This is a genomic window from Nocardiopsis sp. NPDC049922 (genome assembly GCF_040660275.1).
GTDB lineage: Bacteria > Actinomycetota > Actinomycetes > Streptosporangiales > Streptosporangiaceae > Nocardiopsis.
In genome coordinates, this window is record NZ_JBFAME010000017.1 from 46,133 (window position 1) to 64,183 (window position 18,051).

The window sequence follows — 18,051 nt, forward strand, 5'->3', positions numbered from 1 at the left end:
GTTAGAAGGCGGTTATGGGCCGACCTAACCGACGGCTAACCGCGGTCCCGGTGACATGTGCTCCGAAGCGGTGCCGGAGCGACCGGCGCCCGTGACCGAGGAGTGAACGACATGCGCGCATCGGCCTACGCCCTGGGGGCGGTCACGGCGGGACTGCTGCTCACCGGATGCGGCGTCCTGGGCGGGGAGGGCGCTGACGGGGCCGACGGGACGCGGGAGCCCACCATGGAGGAGGCGATGGCGGACTTCGCCGCCTGCATGCGCGAGAACGGCTACGACATGCCCGACCCGGAGGGGGAGGGCATGGTCGCCCTGCCCGCCGCGGACCCCGACGACGAGGAGCTCATGGCGGCCCTGGAGGCCTGCGAGGACATCATCCCGGTGGACGAGAACGCGCCGTCCGAGGAGGAGATGTTCGAGCAGAGCCTGCTGGTGGCCGAGTGCATGCGCGAGGAGGGCTACGACATGCCCGACCCCGAGCCGGGGCAGGGCCTGGCCATCCCCTTGGGCCCGGACGACGACGCGGGCATGGAGGCGCTCACCCGCTGCTCGGACCAGGCACGGGAAGAGGTCCAGGGCGAGGACGGTGACGCGTGAGCACCGCGACCCTCCCCGAGGAGCCCGACGTGGAACCCGAAATCGTGGAGCGCCCGCGCCGCGGGCGGCGCGGCCTGGGCTGGCTGGTCGCCGCCCTGGCGGCCCTCACCGCCCTAGGCGCGGTGGCCGCCTTCATGGTGTGGGGCCCGCCGCCCCCCTCCGACGGGCAGGAGGCCCCGCGACCGGAGTCCACCGCCCGCGTGGAGCGCACCACGCTGGAGCGCCGCGAGACCCTGGAAGGCACGCTCGGACACCCGAGGGCGGGATCCTTCTTCGCCCGCTCCGACGGGGTGCTGACCCGGATGCCCGACGTGGGCGCCGAGCTGTCGGCGGGCGACCGGGCATGGGAGATCGACGGCCGTCCCACGATCCTGCTGCGCGGGGACGTTCCCGCCCACCGGCTCCTGGAGCCGGGGGTGAGGGGCGAGGACGTGCGCCGGTTCGAGCAGGCGCTGTCCGAGCTCGGGTACGGCGGGTTCACCGTGGACGGCGAGTACACCGCGCTCACCGCGGAGGCCGTCAAGAACTGGCAGCGCGACACCGAGGGCATGGAGGTCACCGGCACGGTCGACCCCGCCCGGATCTGGTACACGTCCGGCCCGGTGCGGGTGACCGCGCACGAGGTGGCGGTCGGTTCGAACGTCGCACCCGGCACCGCCCTGCTCGACACCGCCGCCACCGAGCGCGTGGTGCGCATCGACCTCGACGTGGACGACCGCGACCTGGTGGCCGAGGGCGACGAGGTGACCGTGGAGATGCCCGGCGGCGAAACCGTGACCGGCGAGGTCTCCTCGGTGGGCGCCGTCGCGGAGACCGGGGAGGAGTCCCCGGAGGGGGCGCCCGGCGACGAGGGCGGAGCCACCGTGGAGGTGCTGGTCCGCCTGGCCGACGACGCCGAGGGGTTCCTCGACCAGGCGCCCGTCGCCGTGGAGGTGCGGGGCCAGAGCCGGGAGGACGTGCTGGCCGTGCCCGTGGGCGCGCTGATCGCCCTCTCCGGCGGCGGGTACGGGGTGTCGGTGGTGGACGCCGACGGCGCCGTGAACGACGTCCCGGTGGAGACCGGCTGGTTCTCCGACGGCCTGGTGGAGGTCACCGGCGACGGAATCGACGAGGGCACGGAAGTGGTGGTTCCGGGATGAGCGTTTGCGAGGACGGGCGGGAGACACGGGACGTCCCCGCCGTCGAGTTCACCGGGGTGACCCGCTCCTACCCCGGCGGGGTGCGCGCCCTGGACGGGGTGGACCTGCGGGTGGAACGCGGGGAGATGGCGGCGATCGTCGGCCCCTCGGGGTCGGGCAAGTCGACCGTGCTCAACCTGATCGGCACCCTGGACGCGCCCACCGAGGGGACGGTGCGCGTGTTCGGCCACGACATCGGGGCGCTGGACGACGGCGCGCTGTCGGCGCTGCGCGCCCGCACCCTGGGTTTCGTGTTCCAGCGGTTCCACCTGGCGCCCAACGTGCGGGCGTTGGACAACGTCGCCGACGGCCTGCTCTACACGGGCGTCCCCCTGCGTGTGCGCCGGGCGCGGGCGGTGGCGGCACTGGAGCGGGTGGGGCTGTCCGACCGGGTCGGACACCGGCCGCACGAGCTCTCCGGCGGGCAGCGCCAGCGGGTGGCGATCGCCCGCGCGGTGGTCGGCTCCCCCGACCTGCTGCTGGCCGACGAGCCGACCGGCGCGCTGGACACGGCCTCGGGCGCGGAGGTGATGGGCCTGCTGCGCGGGCTGAACGAGGACGGCGTCACCGTCGTCGTCATCACCCACGACCGCGAACTGGCCGCGCGGGCGCCCCGGCGGCTGGAGGTGCGGGACGGGCGGGTCGTCGCCGACTCCGCCGCGCCCCTCGCCGAGGGGGTCTCATGATCCGCCGGAGGCGCGGGGAGGAGCGGGCGGCCCGGCGGGGCCGTCCCCGGCCCGCCCGGCTCTCCCCGCTCGACCACGTGCGCACCGGGGCGAGCGGGCTGCGCGCCCGCCCCGCCCGGGTGGTGCTGTCCGCCCTGGGGATCGCCATCGGCATCGCCGCGATGGTCGCGGTGGTGGGCATCTCCGCCTCGGGCCGGGCCGACCTGGAGGCGACCCTGGAGCGTCTGGGCACGGACCTCGTCACGGTGGCGCCGGGCAGCACCCTCTTCGGCGGGAACGCGACCCTGCCGGAGGAGGCGCGGGGCCGGATCGACCGCATGCCCGAGGTGGAGCGCACCTCGCGGGTGGAACGGGTGGACGGGGCGAAGGTCTACCGGAGCGACCTCGTCCCCGAAGGGGAGTCCGGCGGGATCGGCGTGTTCGGCGTCGACGTGGACCTCAGGGACACCCTGCGCGCGCGGACGGCGCTGGGGGAGTGGTTCAACGGGGCGACGACGGACCACCCGGCGGCGGTGCTGGGCGCGTCGGCGGCCGAACGCCTGGGCGTCACCCGGATCACCCCGGACACGCTGGTGCTCATCGGCGGCGAGTACTTCTCCGTGGTGGGCGTGCTGGCCCCGGTGGAGTTGGCGCCCGAGCTCGACAACGCGGCGCTGGTCGGCCAGGACACCGCCGAGGAGCTGCTGGGGGCCACCGGCGACCCGTCCACGATCTTCGTGCGCACCGACCCGGAGCAAACCGCCCGGGCCCGGGACCTGATCGGCCGCAACGCCAACCCGGAGCGGCCCAACGAGGTCGAGGTGTCGAGGCCCTCCGACGCCCTGGCGGCCGGACAGGCCGCCGACCGGACCCTCCAGGGCCTGCTGGTGGGGCTGGGCGGAGTCGCCCTGCTGGTCGGCGGGGTCGGGGTGGCCAACACCATGGTCATCTCGGTGCTGGAGCGGCGCGGGGAGATCGGCCTGCGCCGGGCGCTGGGGGCGACCCGCGGGGCGATCCGGGTCCAGTTCCTGGTGGAGGCGATGGCGCTGTCGCTGCTGGGCGGGGTGTTCGGTGTGGCGCTGGGCGCGCTGGTGACCGCGGTGTTCGCACTGCTGCGCGGGTGGCCGTTCGCCCTGCCCTGGTGGGCGGGGGCGGGCGCGGTGGCCGCGACGGTGGCGATCGGCGCGATGGCGGGGCTGCTGCCCGCCCTGCGCGCCGCGGCCCAGCACCCCGTGGAGGCGCTGAGCGCGGACTGACCGCCGTGGGGCGGCGCCATGCCGCGGGAACCCCCGGAGAATGGGCTCTTCGGGGGCTCCCACGCGTTTCCCGGACGGGTCCGTATACCTCGACCGTGATTGCGGCATGGCCCGCTCCTTGGCGAACAACAGGGGATTCGCCAGGTTTTCCGTTCCTTGGCCGACGTGGCTTTCCAACACCTTTGCCGTCAATGCGGCGTGCCCTTCTCCTGGTTTGCTCCGCGTCGCTCCGTCATTCGATGAATTCCCATGTCATGGCGTGATTCGGCCAATACTGTCGGTGGTGTAACAGATGTCTTGCGTGTCCGGTCGGTGTGCGCTGAGGTGGAGGCTGCCATCAGAAGGCGCTGGTCCGTGCCGGCGATAATCCCCGGGTGCGACGGGGTGCGCGAACAGCCGCCTCAGATCGATAGGCGGTTGGGATTGGGTGCGGACCAATGGATCGGGTGCGGATGATTCCGCCCCGACACCGAAAGGGGTAATCGAGATGAAGAAGACCTTCACCCGCGTTCTTGTCGCTGGTTTCGTCGCTCCGGCTGTGGCCCTCACCGCGCCCTCCGTCGCGTTCGCCGACTACGACTACCACCCCCCGAAGAAGAAGCACTCGGTCGTGATCAAGGACAACATCAAGAAGCACGGGGTGATCGAGGTCGAGAACGAGGTGACGAGCACGAACGTCAACAACAACAACCTCGTCAACGTGCAGGGGCAGTACCAGGACCAGTACCAGGATCAGGACCAGCTTCAGCTCCAGGACCAGGACCAGGAGCAGGAACAGGAGCAGGAGCAGGTCGGGGTCGAAATCGACTAGCTCTGACACGGACATCCTCCAGGGATTGCCGCGACCGGCACGACCGGGTCCGTGACGTCCACGGGCAACGGTCACCGGGTCATCAGGGGGGCCCGCTCGACATCCGGGCGGGCCCCTCCCTTGTCCAGGTCAGAGTCCACCGTGACGGGGCGGGCCGTCCGAAGCCGCCCCGTCCCCGAAGGGAGAGGCACACATGAGGAAAGCCATCACCCGTGTTCTCGTCACCGGGGTCGCGGCCCCGGCGCTGGCCCTCGGCCCAGCGGCGATCGCCGGGGCCGACACGCACTTCAACTCGTCGGGCAGCGGCGCGGGGCCGCAGGGTGCGGGCCAGTTCTGCGTCTCGTCGAGTGCGCATCCCGGCCACCACCCCGGCTCCGGCTGCGGCGGCGGAGGAGGCCGTCCGCGCCCGGACACCCGGCCCGTCATCAACATCCACATCCACAACCACCTGGACGTGGACAACACCAACATCAACGACCTCGACAACGTGCAGGGTCAGATCCAGTCGCAGGACCCGGGGCACGAGATCACGGCGCAGCAGATCGGCGGATAGGCGCCCGATCGCTCGGGAAGTTCCCAGTCACGAGGTATGACGCCGTCGAGGGAGGGCGCCGACTCCGGCCGAGGGCGGTCGGGGCGGCGCCCTCCGCCACGTCATCGGACCCGTCCGCCGCCGACCGTCCCGATCCCCGCCCCCAGAGCCCGTCCGGGACCCGGTAGCGTGGCCCGGAGGCCCCCGTGATGTTCCTGTACGTCTATCTCGCCGTCGGCGCCGTGACGGCGCTGCTCTTCCATGTCGAGGCCGAACGCACGCTGGGCCCCGAGCCCGACCCCGAGTGCACGCCGTGTCGGGACAACCACGCGTTCTTCACCAGGATCATGGACAACCTGCCCGTCGTGACCCCCGCGACCTGGGGTCTGTCCCTCCTGGTGGCCGGTGTGGTCTGGCCGCTGTCGGTGTTCGTCGTGCTGGCTCCGGCCAGCCACCGGCCGTTCTGCCCGTCCCGGCGCGGGCGTCCCTGACGCTCAGGGGAAGCGGCGCGCGCCCGACCCCTCCAGGCCCAGGACGTCGTCCGGGTTCGAGTAGGGGCACGCCGTCAGCGACAGGCACCCGCATCCGATGCAGTTGGAGAATCGGTCCCGCAGCGCGGTCATCTCCTCGATGCGCTCGGTCAGTTCGTCGTACCACTGGCGCGAGATCCGGGCCCAGTCCCGCTTGGTCGGCAGCCCCTCCTCCGGCAACTGGTCCAGCGCCTCCTTGATCCGGCCCAGCGAGACGCCCAGGCGCTGGGCCGTGCGGATGAACGCGATGATCCGCAGGGTGTCCCTGCGGTACTCGCGCCGGTTCCCGGCCGTGCGGCGGCTGCGGATGAGCCCGAGGCTCTCGTAGTAGTGCAGCGCCGACACGGCGACCCCGGCCCGCTCGGCGACCTGTCCCGGCTTGAGCCACAGCAGGTCGGGATCCAGTCGTGGCACCCGTCACCTCCGCTGTCGACGACTTGACGTCAAGTTCACTTGATGAAGTGTGCTGGGCATCGAACCGATCACGCAAGAGGAAAGCAGGCGAACGTGACGACGACGATCACCGTGTGGGCCGATGTCAGGTGCCCGTGGTGCTGGATGGGACACCGGCGGCTCCGGTCCGTGCTCGACCGGCTCGACCACGAGGTCGTGGTGGAGCACCGGAGCTTCCTGCTGGAGCCCGCGGGTCCGGAGGGAGCGTTCCGGACCGTCCGCGAGGCGGCCCTGACCTCGTGGGGCATGGACGAGAGGGCATGGGAGGCGCTGCGGTCCAGGGTCGCGACCGCCGCCCGGATCCAGGGCCTGGACATCGACATGGACGGGGCACTGAGCGTGGACTCGCGCCCCGTGCACCGCCTGCTGAAGTACGCGACCGCCCGCGGTGTGAACGCCCACGACGCGTGGGACGACGCCTTCGCCGCCCACCTGGGCGCCAACGACGACCTGACCGACCCGGCCGCGCTGCGGCGTCTGGCGGCGGGCTGGAGGATCGGGGGTGAGCAGGTCGACGCGCTCCTGGCAGGCGACGACCTGCGCGCCGAGGTCGAGGCGGACCACCGCGCCGCGGTCGAGCGCCAGATCACGTCCGTCCCCAGCTTCGTCATCGGAGACCGTGTCCTCGGCGGACACCGCTCCGAGGAGGAGCTGTTCGCGCTCCTGAACGCTGGGGAGACCGTCCGATGACCACGGTCGGAGCCGCCGCGACCGACGCGCGGGGCGGCGGCCGCGCCATGCGCCGCACGACCGGGGCGGTCACCTCCGTGCGAACCGGCGTCGACGGCCCGTGGCGTCCCGGGGGCTGACCCCGCGCCTCGTTCCGGCGTCCGCGGGCGGCCGGGCGGTCAGCGCAGGAGGACGAACGCGGTCGTGGCCGCGACGCCCATCAACACGCCGACGCCCACCTGTGCGGCCGTGTGGGCCCGCAGCCGGACCCTGGACCAGCCGACCAGGATCACGAGCGGCCAGGCCGCCAGGGCTCCCGGCCACCCGCCCAGAGCGGTCGCCGTGGTCGCGCCGACCGCCGCCGTCAGCGCGTGCACCGACACCTTCCAGGACCACCGGTCGGTGACCACCCACACCACCGCCAGGAGGGCGCCCATGACCGCGCCCAGCGTGACCAGGTCGATCGGTCCGCCGAACGTGAGGACCAGGGCGGTTCCGGCGGCCACGGAGGCCGCGCCCACGACCAGGGGCCAGCGGCGGTGGGCGCGGTCGGGAACGTGGTGGTCCGTCCACCGTCCGGTGCGCACGCCCGCGACCACGAAGCCCATGGGGATCACCGCGGAGAACAGGACGCAGACCGCCGACCACACGACCGCCTGCCCCGCGGTGTCCGTGGAGTCCCAGGCGACGGCCGCGATCACCGCCGTGACGATGACCGCGGGCGCCAGCGCCTCGGAGACGACGCGGGCGGCGGTGTCGGGCCACCGGCGGGTGTTGGCGGTGTCGTGCATGTGGGGAACCCCCGGGGTCGTGTCGCCTCGGCACTCGGCACTCGGGATGATCGGGCACGGGCGCGGGGCACCCGGTACCCACCGGTCAGCGGCGGAGCAGCCGCCGTGTGAACAGGGCGAACAGGATGACGGACACCACGGCGTGGGGCAACGGTCCGGCGAACCGGCCCGGGACCGCCGACGGCGTCAGGTCGGTGGGGGATCGTCACAGCCTAGGCGGTCCGGACGCCCGGACCGTCAGGTGCGCGCGGGTGCTCTCCGCCGCCCCGGGGAGGCCCCCGCGAACCCGGCCGACCGCGAGGACGATCCCCCATCCGGGGTGACCGGTGCGCCCGGACACCTGTGGGGGCGGGCCGGACAGGGGGCCTCCGCGCGGAGAGGGGAGCGCCTCAGCCGGTGGCGGGACGCGGGGCCAGGAGGCGTTCGGCGGAGTCGGCCGCCAGCCGCACCGCGTCCTCGGGGACGTCCCGACCGCCCCTCAGATGGCGCCGGACCAGGGCCAGGGGCAGTTCCACCACGGCCAGGGCGACCCGCTCCATCGCGCGGTCCTCCGGCTCGCCGGGCTCGCGCAGGCCCCGCGCCACCGCGGCCAGGAGCGACCCGACCTCGGCGTTGGCCGAGCCCAGGCGGGCGCGGTCGGTCGCGGGCCACGCCGGTTCGTCGAAGTCGGCGGACCGGTACAGCAGGATCCGGGCCAGGTCCGGGTGGGCGCCGCTCCACTCCAGCACGTACCGCGCGGTGTCCACCGCGGCGGCCAGGGGCCGCGGCGCGGACAGCGCGGCACGGCACCCCTCCTGGAAGGACTCCAGTGCGTGCAGCCACACGGCGGCCAGGAGGGCGGGCCGGTTGGGGAAGCGGTGGTAGAGCGATCCGCTGGGCGCTCCGGCGGCGCGCGCGACCGCCGCCATCGTCACCGCGGCCGGGCCGCCCTCGGCGGCCAGCGCGACGGCGGCCGCGACCAGATCGTCGGTGCTGAAGCGTGCGGGCCTTCCCATGGTCGGACCCTATGCCCTACTCTTTTTAGAGAGACCTCTCTAAAAGGAGTGAGCATGGCCGTCCACAACCTTCACGAACGGCGCCTCCCGGTCGCTCCCGAGCACGTGGGAGCCCTGGTCGACGCACTGTCCTCGCCGGACGACCCCCTCTGGCCGCGCCACCACTGGCCCGCGATGCTCCTGGACGGCCCGCTGGCCCCCGGCGCGAGGGGCGGTCACGGGCCCGTCCGCTACACCGCGGAGGAGTACCTCCCCGGGCGCCTGGTGCGCTTCCGGTTCGAGGCGCCGCGCGGTTTCGACGGGTTCCACGAGTTGACCGTCCGACCCGACGGCCCCGAAGGAGCGGTGCTGCGCCACCTCGTGTCCATGCGCCTGCGCGGCCCCGCCCGCCTCACCTGGCCCCTGGCCTTCCGGTGGCTCCACGACGCCCTGCTGGAGGACTGCCTCGACCGGGCCGAGCGCGGGCTCACCGGCACAGTCCGCGCCCCGGCCCGCTGGAGCCCGTACGTGCGCCTGCTGCGCTCCCTGGCGTCGCGGCGCTCGTCCGCCTCCCGGGAGCCGGCGGTCGGATGACGCCTCCGACGGCCGGTGGCCGGAGTCCGGTGACGTGTGCGACCGGCCGGTCGGCACGAACCCGGGCGAGCGCCTCTCCTACGCTGAAGACATGAACGACACTCCGGGCAACGGCGCCCCCACCCTCACCATCCCCGCGAGGTTCAACGGCCCCGACGGATCGGGCAACGGCGGCTACACCTCGGGCCTGCTCGCCGCCCACCTCACCGCCGAGGGCGGCCCCGCGGTCACCGTCACCCTCCGCACGCCGCCGCCCCTGGACCGGCCGCTCACCGTGGAGGGCGACCCCGCCACCGGCCTGCGCCTCACCGATCCCGAACGCACCGACAAGGCGCACCTCGTGGCCGAGGCCCAGACCGCCGAACTCCCCGACCGCCCCGCCGTCCCCGGCGGCCCGGTGACCCCCGCCGAGGCCAAGGACGCCGAGAACCGCTACCCCGGCCTGGTCGAGCACCCCTTCCCCCGCTGCTACAGCTGCGGCCCCGCCCGCCCCGAGGGCGACGGACTCCGCCTCTTCGCCGGGCCCGTGCGCCCGGCCACCGGCCCCGACGGCCAGGGCAACACCGTCGCCTGCACCTGGACCCCGCACGCCGACCTCGGCGACGACTCGGGCGCCGTCACCCTGCCCCAGACCTGGGCGGCCCTCGACTGCCCCGGAGGGTGGTCCAGCGACGTCGTCGGCCGCCCCAGCGTCCTCGGCCGCTTCACCGCTCGCGTCGACCGCGCCCCGCGCGTGGGGCACACGTACGTGGTGATGGGGTACCTCGAATCCGTCGACGGCCGCAAGACGCACACCGGCAGCGCGGTCTACGACGCCGACGGCGGCCTCCTCGCCCAGGCCCACGCGACCTGGATCGCGATCCGTACGTGATCACCGCTTCACCAGCCGAAGCGCTACGGTGAACCCTTGTGGCGATCGACTTCACGCGGCGCACCGCCGTGACCAACACGACCGACGCCTCCGACGCCCCTGAGTCGGAGGCGCCCACCCGTGCGCGCGGCCGAGGCGGCCGGGGACGGGGCGGACGCGACCCCGAACGGCGCCGCGCCATCCTCGACGCCGCCGACCGCGTGATCCAGCGCGACGGCCCCGACGCACCCATGCTCGCCATCGCCGCCGAGGCCGGGATCAGCAAGCCGATCCTCTACCGCCACTTCGGTGACAAGGGCGGTCTTTACCGGGCCCTGGCCCAGCGCCACGTCGACCCGCTCATCGAACGCATCCGCGCCGAGCTGCACGAGCACGCCGAACTCGAGGTCCGCGCCCGCGCCACGGTCGGCGCCTACCTGTCGATGATCTCGCAGAACCTCAACCTCTACCGCTTCCTCATGGACCGGGCCACCGCCGAGGACCCCCGGACCCGCGGTGACCTGGGCCTCATGGTCCGCCGTCTGGGGGAGGAGCTCGCCGAGCAGCTGGTCAGCGAGGGGCGCGTCACCGGCCTCGTGCACGCCCAGATCGTCGCGCACGCCGTCGTGGGCATGGTCCAGGCCGCGGGGGAGTGGTGGCTGGAGCATCCCGAGGTCGGCGAGGAGGAGATCATCGAGGACCTCACGGGCGCCGTCGTGGGCGCGATCCGGGGCGGTTCCTGAGCCGGTCGACGACCCGCTCCCGCACCCGTTCGCGGAATCCCCTTGACCTGGAGCGCACTCCAGGCCCCATGCTCGTTCCCATGAGGGACTACTTCACACCCGGTGAGGTCGCCGAACGGTTCGACCTCACGCTCGACACCCTCCGCTACTACGAGCGGGAGGGACTGCTGCGGCGGGTCGACCGCGCCCCCAGCGGTCACCGGCGCTACCGTGCCGACGACGTCGAACTCCTCGGCCTGATCCGCTGCCTGCGCGACACCGACATGCCCATCGCCCGGCTGCGCGAGTTCGCCGAACTCGTCCAGGCGGGCGACCACACCGTCCACGACCGGCTGGACGTCCTCCAACGCCACCAGGACCGGCTGGACCAGCGCATCGCCGAGCTGCGCGCCAACCAGGCGGCCATCCAGCACAAGATCGACTACTACGTCGGCGTCCTCGCCGACAACGCCCCCCGACCGGTCGAGGAGACCTCCTGATGCGCCACACCACCATCGGCGACCGCCGTGTCAGCGCCCTGTGCCTGGGCGCGATGAAGTTCGGTGGCGAGACCGACGACGCCACGGCCTCCGCCCTGCTCGACCGGTTCGTCGAGGCCGGCGGGACCTTCGTGGACACCTCGAACAACTACCAGTTCTGGGTCGAGGGCTGCGAGGGGCACGAGAGCGAGGCCTTCCTCGGGCGCTGGCGCCGTGAGCGCGGCGTCACCGACGAGGTGTTCGTCGCGACCAAGCTCGGCGCCATGCCGACCGTCCCCGGCACCGGCCTGGAGACCGCGGAGGGCCTGTCCGCCAAGGTCGTCGCCGCCTCCGCCGAACGCAGCCGTGAGCGCCTGGGCGTGGACCGGCTCGACGCCCTGTACGCCCACATCGAGGACCGGTCGGTGCCCCTGGAGGAGACCCTGGGCGCCTTCGCCGACCTCGTCGCCGAGGGCGCCGTCGGCGAACTCGGCCTGAGCAACCACCGCACCTGGCGGCTGGAGCGGGCCCGCGCGGTCGCCGAGGCCCGCGCCTGGCCCCGCCCCCGGCTGCTGCAGTACCGGTACAGCTACCTCCAGCCCCGTCTGGACGTGCCGCTGACCGCGTCCAGCCACGTGCACGTCACCCCGGAGCTGTTGGACTTCGTCCGTGCCGAGGGGGCCGAGGGGCGCCCGTACACGCTGGTGGCCTACACGTCCCTGCTGTGGGGCGCCTACACCCGCCCGGACAGGGAGCTCGAACGCGCCTACGACCACCCGGGGACCGCCGTCCGCCTGGCCGTGCTCGACGAGGTGGCCGCGGAGACCGGCGCCACGCGCAACCAGGTCGTCCTCGCCTGGCTCATGGACAGCGAACCGGCGGTCGTGCCCCTGGTCGGCGTCAGCACCATGGCCCAGCTCGACGAGGCGATCGAGGCCACCGACCTGACCCTCACCAGGGACCAGTGGGAGCGCCTCGCCACCGCCGACTAGGACGAACCGTGCGACACCGCGCATTCGGGCGAACACGCTGTTTTCACCGCGGGGTGACCGGATACCTTCCCTAGAGGCGGCGGGTGGCCGCGCCGCCTCGGTCCGCGTACCCGTGGGAGGGGCGAGTTGCCCGACGACACCTACCACCAGATCCACTTCGCCTGGGCCGAACCGACCCTCCTCGGCAGGATCGGTCCAGGCCCGGCCGCCTCGTCCTTCCCCGAGGACGACCAGCCCGCGTTACGCTCCTGGCGCGACCGGCTCCTCCCGGCGCTCACCGCCGACTACCGCGCGGCGCTGCCCGACATGGACCCCGCCGACCACCCCGAGACCCTCTGGGCCCGCGCCTACCCCGACGGGCAGGCCGCCCTCGTCTACCGGTGGCCCGGCGAGGTCCACGACGCGCACGCCTGGGCGATCGTCGGCCCGGCGCACGGACTGACGTTCCCCCGGGTGCTGTCGCTGCACGAGAACCCGCACACCAGGCCCGCCGCCAGCCGCTCGCCCAGACCCGGGTGGGCGACCATGGACGCCCTGCCCACCCCCGAGCCCTGGGAGCGCACCGCGGCCCCCGGCGCCGTGCGCACCCGCGACCGCCACGCCGCCGAGGCCGCCGTCTCCGGCGAACCGGTCCTCGTCGGCGCCGTGGCCGCCGCCCTCGCCCGCCCCGACCTGCCGGTCCACATCGCCCTGGACGCCCGGCGCGCCGACCTGTGGCAGGCGGTCCAACTTCGCTTCCTGTGGGGTGTGCACCGCGTCCTGCGCGACGTGCTCACCCCGTCCCGGGCCATCCCCGCCGCCGGGTGGAGCTGGTCCTTCTCCACCTACGACCCGGTCCTGGGCACGGGCGGCGGCCAGCACCTGGCGTTCGGCCCGCCTGCCGACGACGCCGGATCGCCCTTCCTCCACCCGCCCGCACCCGAGTACCTCGCGGTGGCCGAGTCCCTCGTGGCGATGCTGCGCGACGAGGGCGGCGACGTGCTCGCCGAGCACCTGCGCGATCGCGGCGTGCCGGACGGGCCGACCTTCGCCGACCGCCGCGCCCTGCTGTGCGACTGGCTCGCCCCGAAGGCGCGACCCCTGCCCGCCGAGCCGGAGCCGAGAGCCGACGCGGCGGATCGTCCGGGACCGACGGACGGACCGGTCAGGGGCGGCGTCGCAGGACCCTCAGCGGAGACCGTCACCGCGGACGACGACCTCCCGGACCTGGACGACGTACCCGAGCCCGAATGGCTGCCCCCCGAGTACGAACCCCCGGCCGACCTCTATCCCACTGACCCCCCGGAGCCCGCCAACTTCCCCGAACCCGCTGATCTCGCAAAGCCCTTCGACCCCCCGGACCCCGGTGATCCCTCAGAGCCCGTCAGCCTGAGGGACCCCGCCAACCCTGCGGAGTCCGTCGACTTGTGGGGCCCCTCCGACCCCCCGGAGCCCGCCAACCCCGCGAAACCCGCTGACCGGTCGGAGTCCGCCGCCCTGTGGGGTCCCACCGACCCCCCGGAGACCACCAACCACGCGGACCCCGCAGACCTCCCAGAATCCCTCGATCTGCCGGACCTCCCCGAGGTGGAGGCGCCGGAGATCGACGACCTGGCCGAACCGGCGTCCCCGCCGCTCTGGCCGCTGGCCGACCGGGAACCGCGTGAACCCCTGGCCACCCCCGCCCCCCGCCCCCACCCCCGTGCCCCCGAGGACGCTCCGCCCCTGGGCCTGGCCCCCGACTACGCCACCGAGACCGCGCTCGACCCGGACGAGGTGGTCGTCGACGAGGACCCCGGCGACAACTGGCCGACCCAGTACGCGGACCTCCCCCTGGCCCGCCTGGAACGGTGGCACACCCGGCGCGGGCCCGAAGCCGCCCGCGTGGACGTCGTCGACGCGCGCGCCGCCGTCCGGGCCGAACGCGCCGAGCTCCAGCGGGTCCGCGAGGAACGCGACCGCTACCACGCCGAGGTGCAGGACCTGCGCCGGGACGTCGCCCGCCTCGACCGGCCCTGGCTCGACACCGACCGGGACGAGCCCGTCGCGGCCGAGCCGCCCAGGCGTCGGCGCACGTGGGTGCTGGTTCTCCTGCTGGTGGCCGCACTGGTCGTCGGCCTGGAGACGGGTGCGCTTTCGGGGGCGGGGGTCACCGACCTCCTCGCCCTCGTCTGGGGCGCGCTTCCCTTCGGCTGAACCCCGATGACCCGTGATCGGCACGGACCGGTGACCGGAGTGGACGGTACGGGGTGTCGCACACGGGCGCTAGGGTCACACGGGACACATCCCCGACACCGAGGTCATCCCCCATGACATCCCCCGTCACCTGCGAGATCGTCTACTGCGAGGGCTGGGACCCGGCGGTGGGCGGCCCCGTCGGGCAACTGAGCCCCGAGACGGCCCGGGACCGCGACACCGCAGGCGAACAGTACGCGGTACTGATCCGCAAGCCCGAGGGCGCCCCGCTCGTGTTGCTGGAGATCGCCTGGTCACACGACCACTGCGGAGTCTGGCTGTTCGACGAGGCCCGGGAACGGCGCACCCACCACCGCTACGCGCGCCGGGAACACGGCGGGCTCTCCCTCACCCGCAGCAGGAGCTGGCCCGCCGACGGCGAGCGCGGATCGCGGAGCCCGCGACTCACGATCGAGCTCATCGACGAGGACGCGGGACGCTACGAGTACCAGTACGAACACGAAGACGGTGGTGCCACGCACGTGCCCCAGGGTCTGGAAGCCGACCTGGCGCCCTTCGCCACGTGCCCCGCCCCCGCCTTCGGGCACTGGCACGACCTTCTCGAAGTCCATCCCCGGCTCACCGGGGTCGACCTGGAACTCCGGGAGGCTCCGGCCGATCCCGACCCGACTCCGGTACCTCCACCGTGGAGCCCACCCGGCCCGATGGCTCCCGCCTTCGTCGACGCGCTCTTCCGACCCGACGGGCGCCGCTACCGGGACGGCTGGACGGGCATGACCGGCACGGTGGAGGTGCGCGACCTCGGTACGGTCTCCCTGCCGACCGGACAGGTCCTCGCCTACGATCCCGGTTCGCTGCGCTTCGCCAAGCCTGAGGACGCGCTGACGGTCTCCCTGCCCCCGGGTGAGCATCCCGTCCGGATATCGTTGCTCCGGTTCGAGGACGGACCCGCCGTGGTGGCCGGGCTCCGGATCGACGTCGCGGACCCTGCCCGCACCCCGGTCACCCGTTGGGAACTGGGCCTGCGCTCCGGCCAGGACCCGCGCGACCTCGATGAGGGGGAGTTCTACGGAGTCGGTGTGGACGGTGGAATGATCGGTGTGTGCGACGTCGCCTGTCTGCCGCACTTCACCGAGTTGTTCGACGACTTCAACCGGTACACCTGGCTCATCCACGAGCTCACGCCGGACAGGGTGGCTGAACTACAGGCCAGGGAATCGGGACTGAAGTACAGGGCGCGCCGTTTCCTCGACTTTCCCCGGAACGTGGAACGGATGCAGAACTTCGCCCGGTCCATCGGACTGGACTACGACTGGGAACGGGGCGACGAGCTCCCCGACCTGTCGCTCCTTGCCCGTGTGGCGCACGGCATCGTGCACACGACCGATCCCTCGCTCGCCCTGGACACACACGAGGCGGTCCAGGTCACCAGCTCCTGGTCCAGGACACTGACCGACCCGACCACCGGTGGCCACCTGGTGGTGGCCGACAGCGGCCACGGAGACGGTGACTACCCGGTGTGGATCGGCCGCACCGAGGAGGGAGAGGTCGCGGCCCTGGTCGTCGACATGCTGGTCCTGCACGACGCGGAACCGGTTGCGGGCTAGCCGACTCGATGGGGCGGCGATCCGCAACCGCTCCCCGTCGAAGTCCCGTGGCAGCGCACGGTGGCCCCGCCCGCCCGTCGCCCTCCGCCACCCCCAACGGACGGACTCCTGCCGCGGGTCCCCTCTCCGGACAGCTGTCGCGGGGAGAGTGACGGCCGCGCTGCCCGGCCGCCCCGGACACACACCAGGGGCGGGGACTCCGCCCCGCACCGCCGGGGGACCAGTGCCCGGTACCGGCATCCCGGTGACCCGCCCTGCTCCGCCTCTCCCCGGCGCCGACCCGGAACGGCTCCCCCGATAGCCTCGTTGCCGTTCGCCCACCCCGCACCGAAGGAAAGAGGCTCCCATGTCGGAGGAGCTGTCCGTGCGCGTCGACGGTCACGTCGCCGTTCTGGAGATCCATCGCCCGCCCAACAACCACTTCTCCCTCAAGGTGCTCACCGAGCTCGCCGACGCCTCGGAGGAACTGGTCGCCGACGGGTGCCGCGCTCTCGTCTGGTGCTCGGAGGGCAAGAACTTCTGCGCGGGGATGGACTTCGCGGCGGACGGGGTCGGACAGAGCCCGGTCCACACGCTCAGCGCCCTCTACGGCCAGGGGCTGCGCCTGTACTCACTGCCGGTCCCGGTGATCGCGGCGGTCCAGGGCGCCGCGGTGGGCGGCGGACTCGGTCTGGCCTGCGCCGCGGACTTCCGGGTGGCCTCGGCCGCCACGCGTTTCCACGCCAACTTCGGTCTGCTCGGCCTGCACCAGGGGTTCGGGCTGAGCGTCTCCCTGCCCCGCATCGTGGGCGCGCAGAAGGCCGCCGAGATGCTCTACACCGCCCGCCGCGTCCCGGGCGACGACGCGCACGCGATCGGCTTGGCCGACCACCTGGTCGAGGACGGCGAGGTGCGGGAGGGCGCGCTGGAGTGGGCCCGCCGGATCGCCTCCCGCGCTCCGCTCGCGGTGCGTTCGATGAAGACCACCATGCGCGCCGACCTGCTGGCCGCGCTGCCCGCCGCCCTGGAACGCGAGATCGTCGAACAGACCCGCCTGATGGCCACCGAGGACCACGAGGCCGGGGTCGCCGCGTCACTGGAGCGCGGCACACCGGTGTTCACCGGCCGGTGACGGCCCTCGTCGGTGTGGGAGGGGGAGGGGGAGGGCTCCCACCGGTGGACGGAGGTTGCGTCGGCGGTGCCGCCCTGTCTCCGTGTACGACCGGCTCGGTCGTGCCCAACGGGGTTGATCCGGCGCGGGGATTCCACGCGACCACCGGCTCCCGCCCGCGACCTCGCGCTAGCGTGGTGTCCGTGGCTCACGACACCCCCGTGCCCCCGACTTCGGCGCCCCGGCCCGATGACGCCCTGATGACCGTTGTGCGCTCTCTGGAGCTGCCCGACGTCGTTCGGCAAGAGCTGGAGGAGTATCCGGAGGACATCGGGGAGATCCTCCTGGAGGCCGTGGTGGGACTGTCCTCCCGTGGACGGGACGGGCAGGCCCGCCGTCTGCTGGAGGTGCTGTGCGAGACCCGCCCACCCCGGAGGACGGTCAGTACGCGTCGATCGAACTGGTGCACCGGTTGCGGGAGAGCGGCGACGAGCGGGAGGCGGCCGAGGCCGACCGGATCACCGCCGACCTGTTGCGCCCCGGACACCTGGAGGAGGGGCCCGCGGGCCTGTTCGCCGAGGACCTTCAGGTAGCGCGCCTGGAGTCCGGATTCCCCCTCGACGACCACGACCGGGTGGCGCTCGAAGCGGCCAGGGAGATGTTGGAAAACGAGGATCGGCCTGAGCGAAGCGAGCTCGACGGGGGCGTGGAAGTGCTCTACTCCCGTGACGCCTTCGACGTGGCCCGCGCCCGGGGGCTGCTCACCGGGCAGACCGCCGAACTGGGGATCGGCGCCTACTACCGCGCCGCCGAAGGGGTGATGCGGGAGCGGGCCCGTGAATTCCCGGACACACCGTGGCGGGTGGTCCTGCACGGAATCGACGAGATCACGGCGTTCGCCGACCGCGAGGGCCTGGACCCGGCCGATCGCGAGACCTGCCTGGCCTGGGGGCGGACGAACGTCACCCTCGACGACCCCAGGCTGATCCCCTGGCCGCCCGAGCGCAACAAGCCGTGCTGGTGTGGATCGGGCCGCAAGTACAAGAAGTGCTGCGGGTCGGCCGCCCACCGCTGACGTCTCGCCGT

Annotated in this window: 21 protein-coding genes; 18 read left to right on the forward strand and 3 right to left on the reverse strand. The window is 73.4% G+C overall.

Annotated elements, in window-relative coordinates; translation table 11 throughout:
• Positions 1-111: 111 nt before the first annotated feature.
• The 7 genes from AB0I72_RS24525 (at position 112) to AB0I72_RS24555 (ending at position 5,530) form a co-directional block, all read left to right on the forward strand.
• Positions 112-597, forward strand: a complete 486-nt coding sequence (locus AB0I72_RS24525; RefSeq protein ID WP_358572625.1) for a hypothetical protein — start codon at positions 112-114, stop codon at positions 595-597.
• Positions 594-1,736 (forward strand): peptidoglycan-binding protein, encoded by a 1,143-nt coding sequence (locus AB0I72_RS24530; protein ID WP_358572627.1) that lies wholly within the window; start codon positions 594-596, stop codon positions 1,734-1,736. The genes AB0I72_RS24525 and AB0I72_RS24530 overlap by 4 nt, the downstream gene beginning before the upstream one ends.
• Positions 1,733-2,461: an ABC transporter ATP-binding protein gene (locus AB0I72_RS24535; protein WP_358572629.1), complete on the forward strand. Its 729-nt coding sequence runs from the start codon at positions 1,733-1,735 to the stop codon at positions 2,459-2,461. Before AB0I72_RS24530 ends, AB0I72_RS24535 begins: the two co-directional genes overlap by 4 nt.
• A complete protein-coding gene (locus AB0I72_RS24540; protein ID WP_358572631.1) occupies positions 2,458-3,696 on the forward strand; it encodes an ABC transporter permease in 1,239 nt (412 codons plus the stop codon). Before AB0I72_RS24535 ends, AB0I72_RS24540 begins: the two co-directional genes overlap by 4 nt.
• A 487-nt stretch (positions 3,697-4,183) precedes the next feature.
• A complete protein-coding gene (locus AB0I72_RS24545) occupies positions 4,184-4,507 on the forward strand; it encodes a hypothetical protein (RefSeq protein ID WP_358572633.1) in 324 nt (107 codons plus the stop codon).
• 193 nt (positions 4,508-4,700) lie between these two features.
• A complete protein-coding gene (locus tag AB0I72_RS24550) occupies positions 4,701-5,060 on the forward strand; it encodes a hypothetical protein (protein ID WP_358572635.1) in 360 nt (119 codons plus the stop codon).
• Between the two features lie 188 nt (positions 5,061-5,248).
• Positions 5,249-5,530 (forward strand): hypothetical protein, encoded by a 282-nt coding sequence (locus tag AB0I72_RS24555; RefSeq protein ID WP_358572637.1) that lies wholly within the window; start codon positions 5,249-5,251, stop codon positions 5,528-5,530.
• Positions 5,531-5,533: 3 nt separating this feature from the next.
• Here AB0I72_RS24555 and soxR read toward each other — a convergent pair whose 3' ends face one another.
• Positions 5,534-5,983, reverse strand: coding sequence for a redox-sensitive transcriptional activator SoxR (gene soxR / locus AB0I72_RS24560; RefSeq protein ID WP_358572639.1), 450 nt, complete (start codon positions 5,981-5,983; stop codon positions 5,534-5,536).
• Positions 5,984-6,076: 93 nt separating this feature from the next.
• On the opposite strand from soxR, the gene AB0I72_RS24565 reads away from it, so the two are divergent.
• Together AB0I72_RS24565 and AB0I72_RS24570 are read left to right on the forward strand one after the other, a co-directional pair.
• Positions 6,077-6,712 (forward strand): DsbA family protein, encoded by a 636-nt coding sequence (locus AB0I72_RS24565; RefSeq protein ID WP_358572641.1) that lies wholly within the window; start codon positions 6,077-6,079, stop codon positions 6,710-6,712.
• Positions 6,709-6,831, forward strand: coding sequence for a hypothetical protein (locus AB0I72_RS24570; RefSeq protein ID WP_358572643.1), 123 nt, complete (start codon positions 6,709-6,711; stop codon positions 6,829-6,831). The genes AB0I72_RS24565 and AB0I72_RS24570 overlap by 4 nt, the downstream gene beginning before the upstream one ends.
• A 39-nt stretch (positions 6,832-6,870) precedes the next feature.
• Here the strand turns inward: AB0I72_RS24570 and AB0I72_RS24575 are convergent, their stop codons facing one another.
• Entirely contained in the window at positions 6,871-7,482 is a 612-nt protein-coding gene (locus AB0I72_RS24575; RefSeq protein ID WP_358572645.1) for a hypothetical protein, read from the reverse strand.
• Positions 7,483-7,871: 389 nt separating this feature from the next.
• Positions 7,872-8,477, reverse strand: a complete 606-nt coding sequence (locus tag AB0I72_RS24580; protein WP_358572647.1) for a TetR/AcrR family transcriptional regulator — start codon at positions 8,475-8,477, stop codon at positions 7,872-7,874.
• Positions 8,478-8,531: 54 nt separating this feature from the next.
• On the opposite strand from AB0I72_RS24580, the gene AB0I72_RS24585 reads away from it, so the two are divergent.
• From AB0I72_RS24585 to AB0I72_RS24625, 9 genes are all read left to right on the forward strand, one after another.
• Complete coding sequence (locus AB0I72_RS24585) at positions 8,532-9,050, forward strand: SRPBCC family protein (protein ID WP_358572649.1); 519 nt, start codon at positions 8,532-8,534, stop codon at positions 9,048-9,050.
• 91 nt (positions 9,051-9,141) lie between these two features.
• Entirely contained in the window at positions 9,142-9,921 is a 780-nt protein-coding gene (locus AB0I72_RS24590; RefSeq protein WP_358572651.1) for a hypothetical protein, read from the forward strand.
• Positions 9,922-9,959: 38 nt separating this feature from the next.
• Positions 9,960-10,643 carry a TetR/AcrR family transcriptional regulator gene (locus tag AB0I72_RS24595; RefSeq protein ID WP_358572653.1) on the forward strand — a complete coding sequence of 228 codons (684 nt, stop codon included), beginning with the start codon at positions 9,960-9,962 and terminating at the stop codon, positions 10,641-10,643.
• Positions 10,644-10,723: 80 nt separating this feature from the next.
• The gene (locus AB0I72_RS24600; protein WP_358572655.1) at positions 10,724-11,122 is read left to right on the forward strand and encodes a MerR family transcriptional regulator; all 399 of its coding nucleotides are present in this window, start codon (positions 10,724-10,726) and stop codon (positions 11,120-11,122) included.
• Positions 11,122-12,093, forward strand: a complete 972-nt coding sequence (locus AB0I72_RS24605; RefSeq protein WP_358572657.1) for an aldo/keto reductase — start codon at positions 11,122-11,124, stop codon at positions 12,091-12,093. The genes AB0I72_RS24600 and AB0I72_RS24605 overlap by 1 nt, the downstream gene beginning before the upstream one ends.
• A gap of 126 nt (positions 12,094-12,219) precedes the next feature.
• The gene (locus tag AB0I72_RS24610) at positions 12,220-14,268 is read left to right on the forward strand and encodes a hypothetical protein (protein ID WP_358572659.1); all 2,049 of its coding nucleotides are present in this window, start codon (positions 12,220-12,222) and stop codon (positions 14,266-14,268) included.
• Between the two features lie 113 nt (positions 14,269-14,381).
• Positions 14,382-15,875, forward strand: a complete 1,494-nt coding sequence (locus AB0I72_RS24615) for a DUF4241 domain-containing protein (RefSeq protein WP_358572661.1) — start codon at positions 14,382-14,384, stop codon at positions 15,873-15,875.
• 346 nt (positions 15,876-16,221) lie between these two features.
• A complete protein-coding gene (locus AB0I72_RS24620; protein ID WP_358572663.1) occupies positions 16,222-16,986 on the forward strand; it encodes an enoyl-CoA hydratase/isomerase family protein in 765 nt (254 codons plus the stop codon).
• A gap of 391 nt (positions 16,987-17,377) precedes the next feature.
• Positions 17,378-18,040: an SEC-C domain-containing protein gene (locus AB0I72_RS24625; protein WP_358572665.1), complete on the forward strand. Its 663-nt coding sequence runs from the start codon at positions 17,378-17,380 to the stop codon at positions 18,038-18,040.
• Positions 18,041-18,051 lie beyond the last annotated feature (11 nt).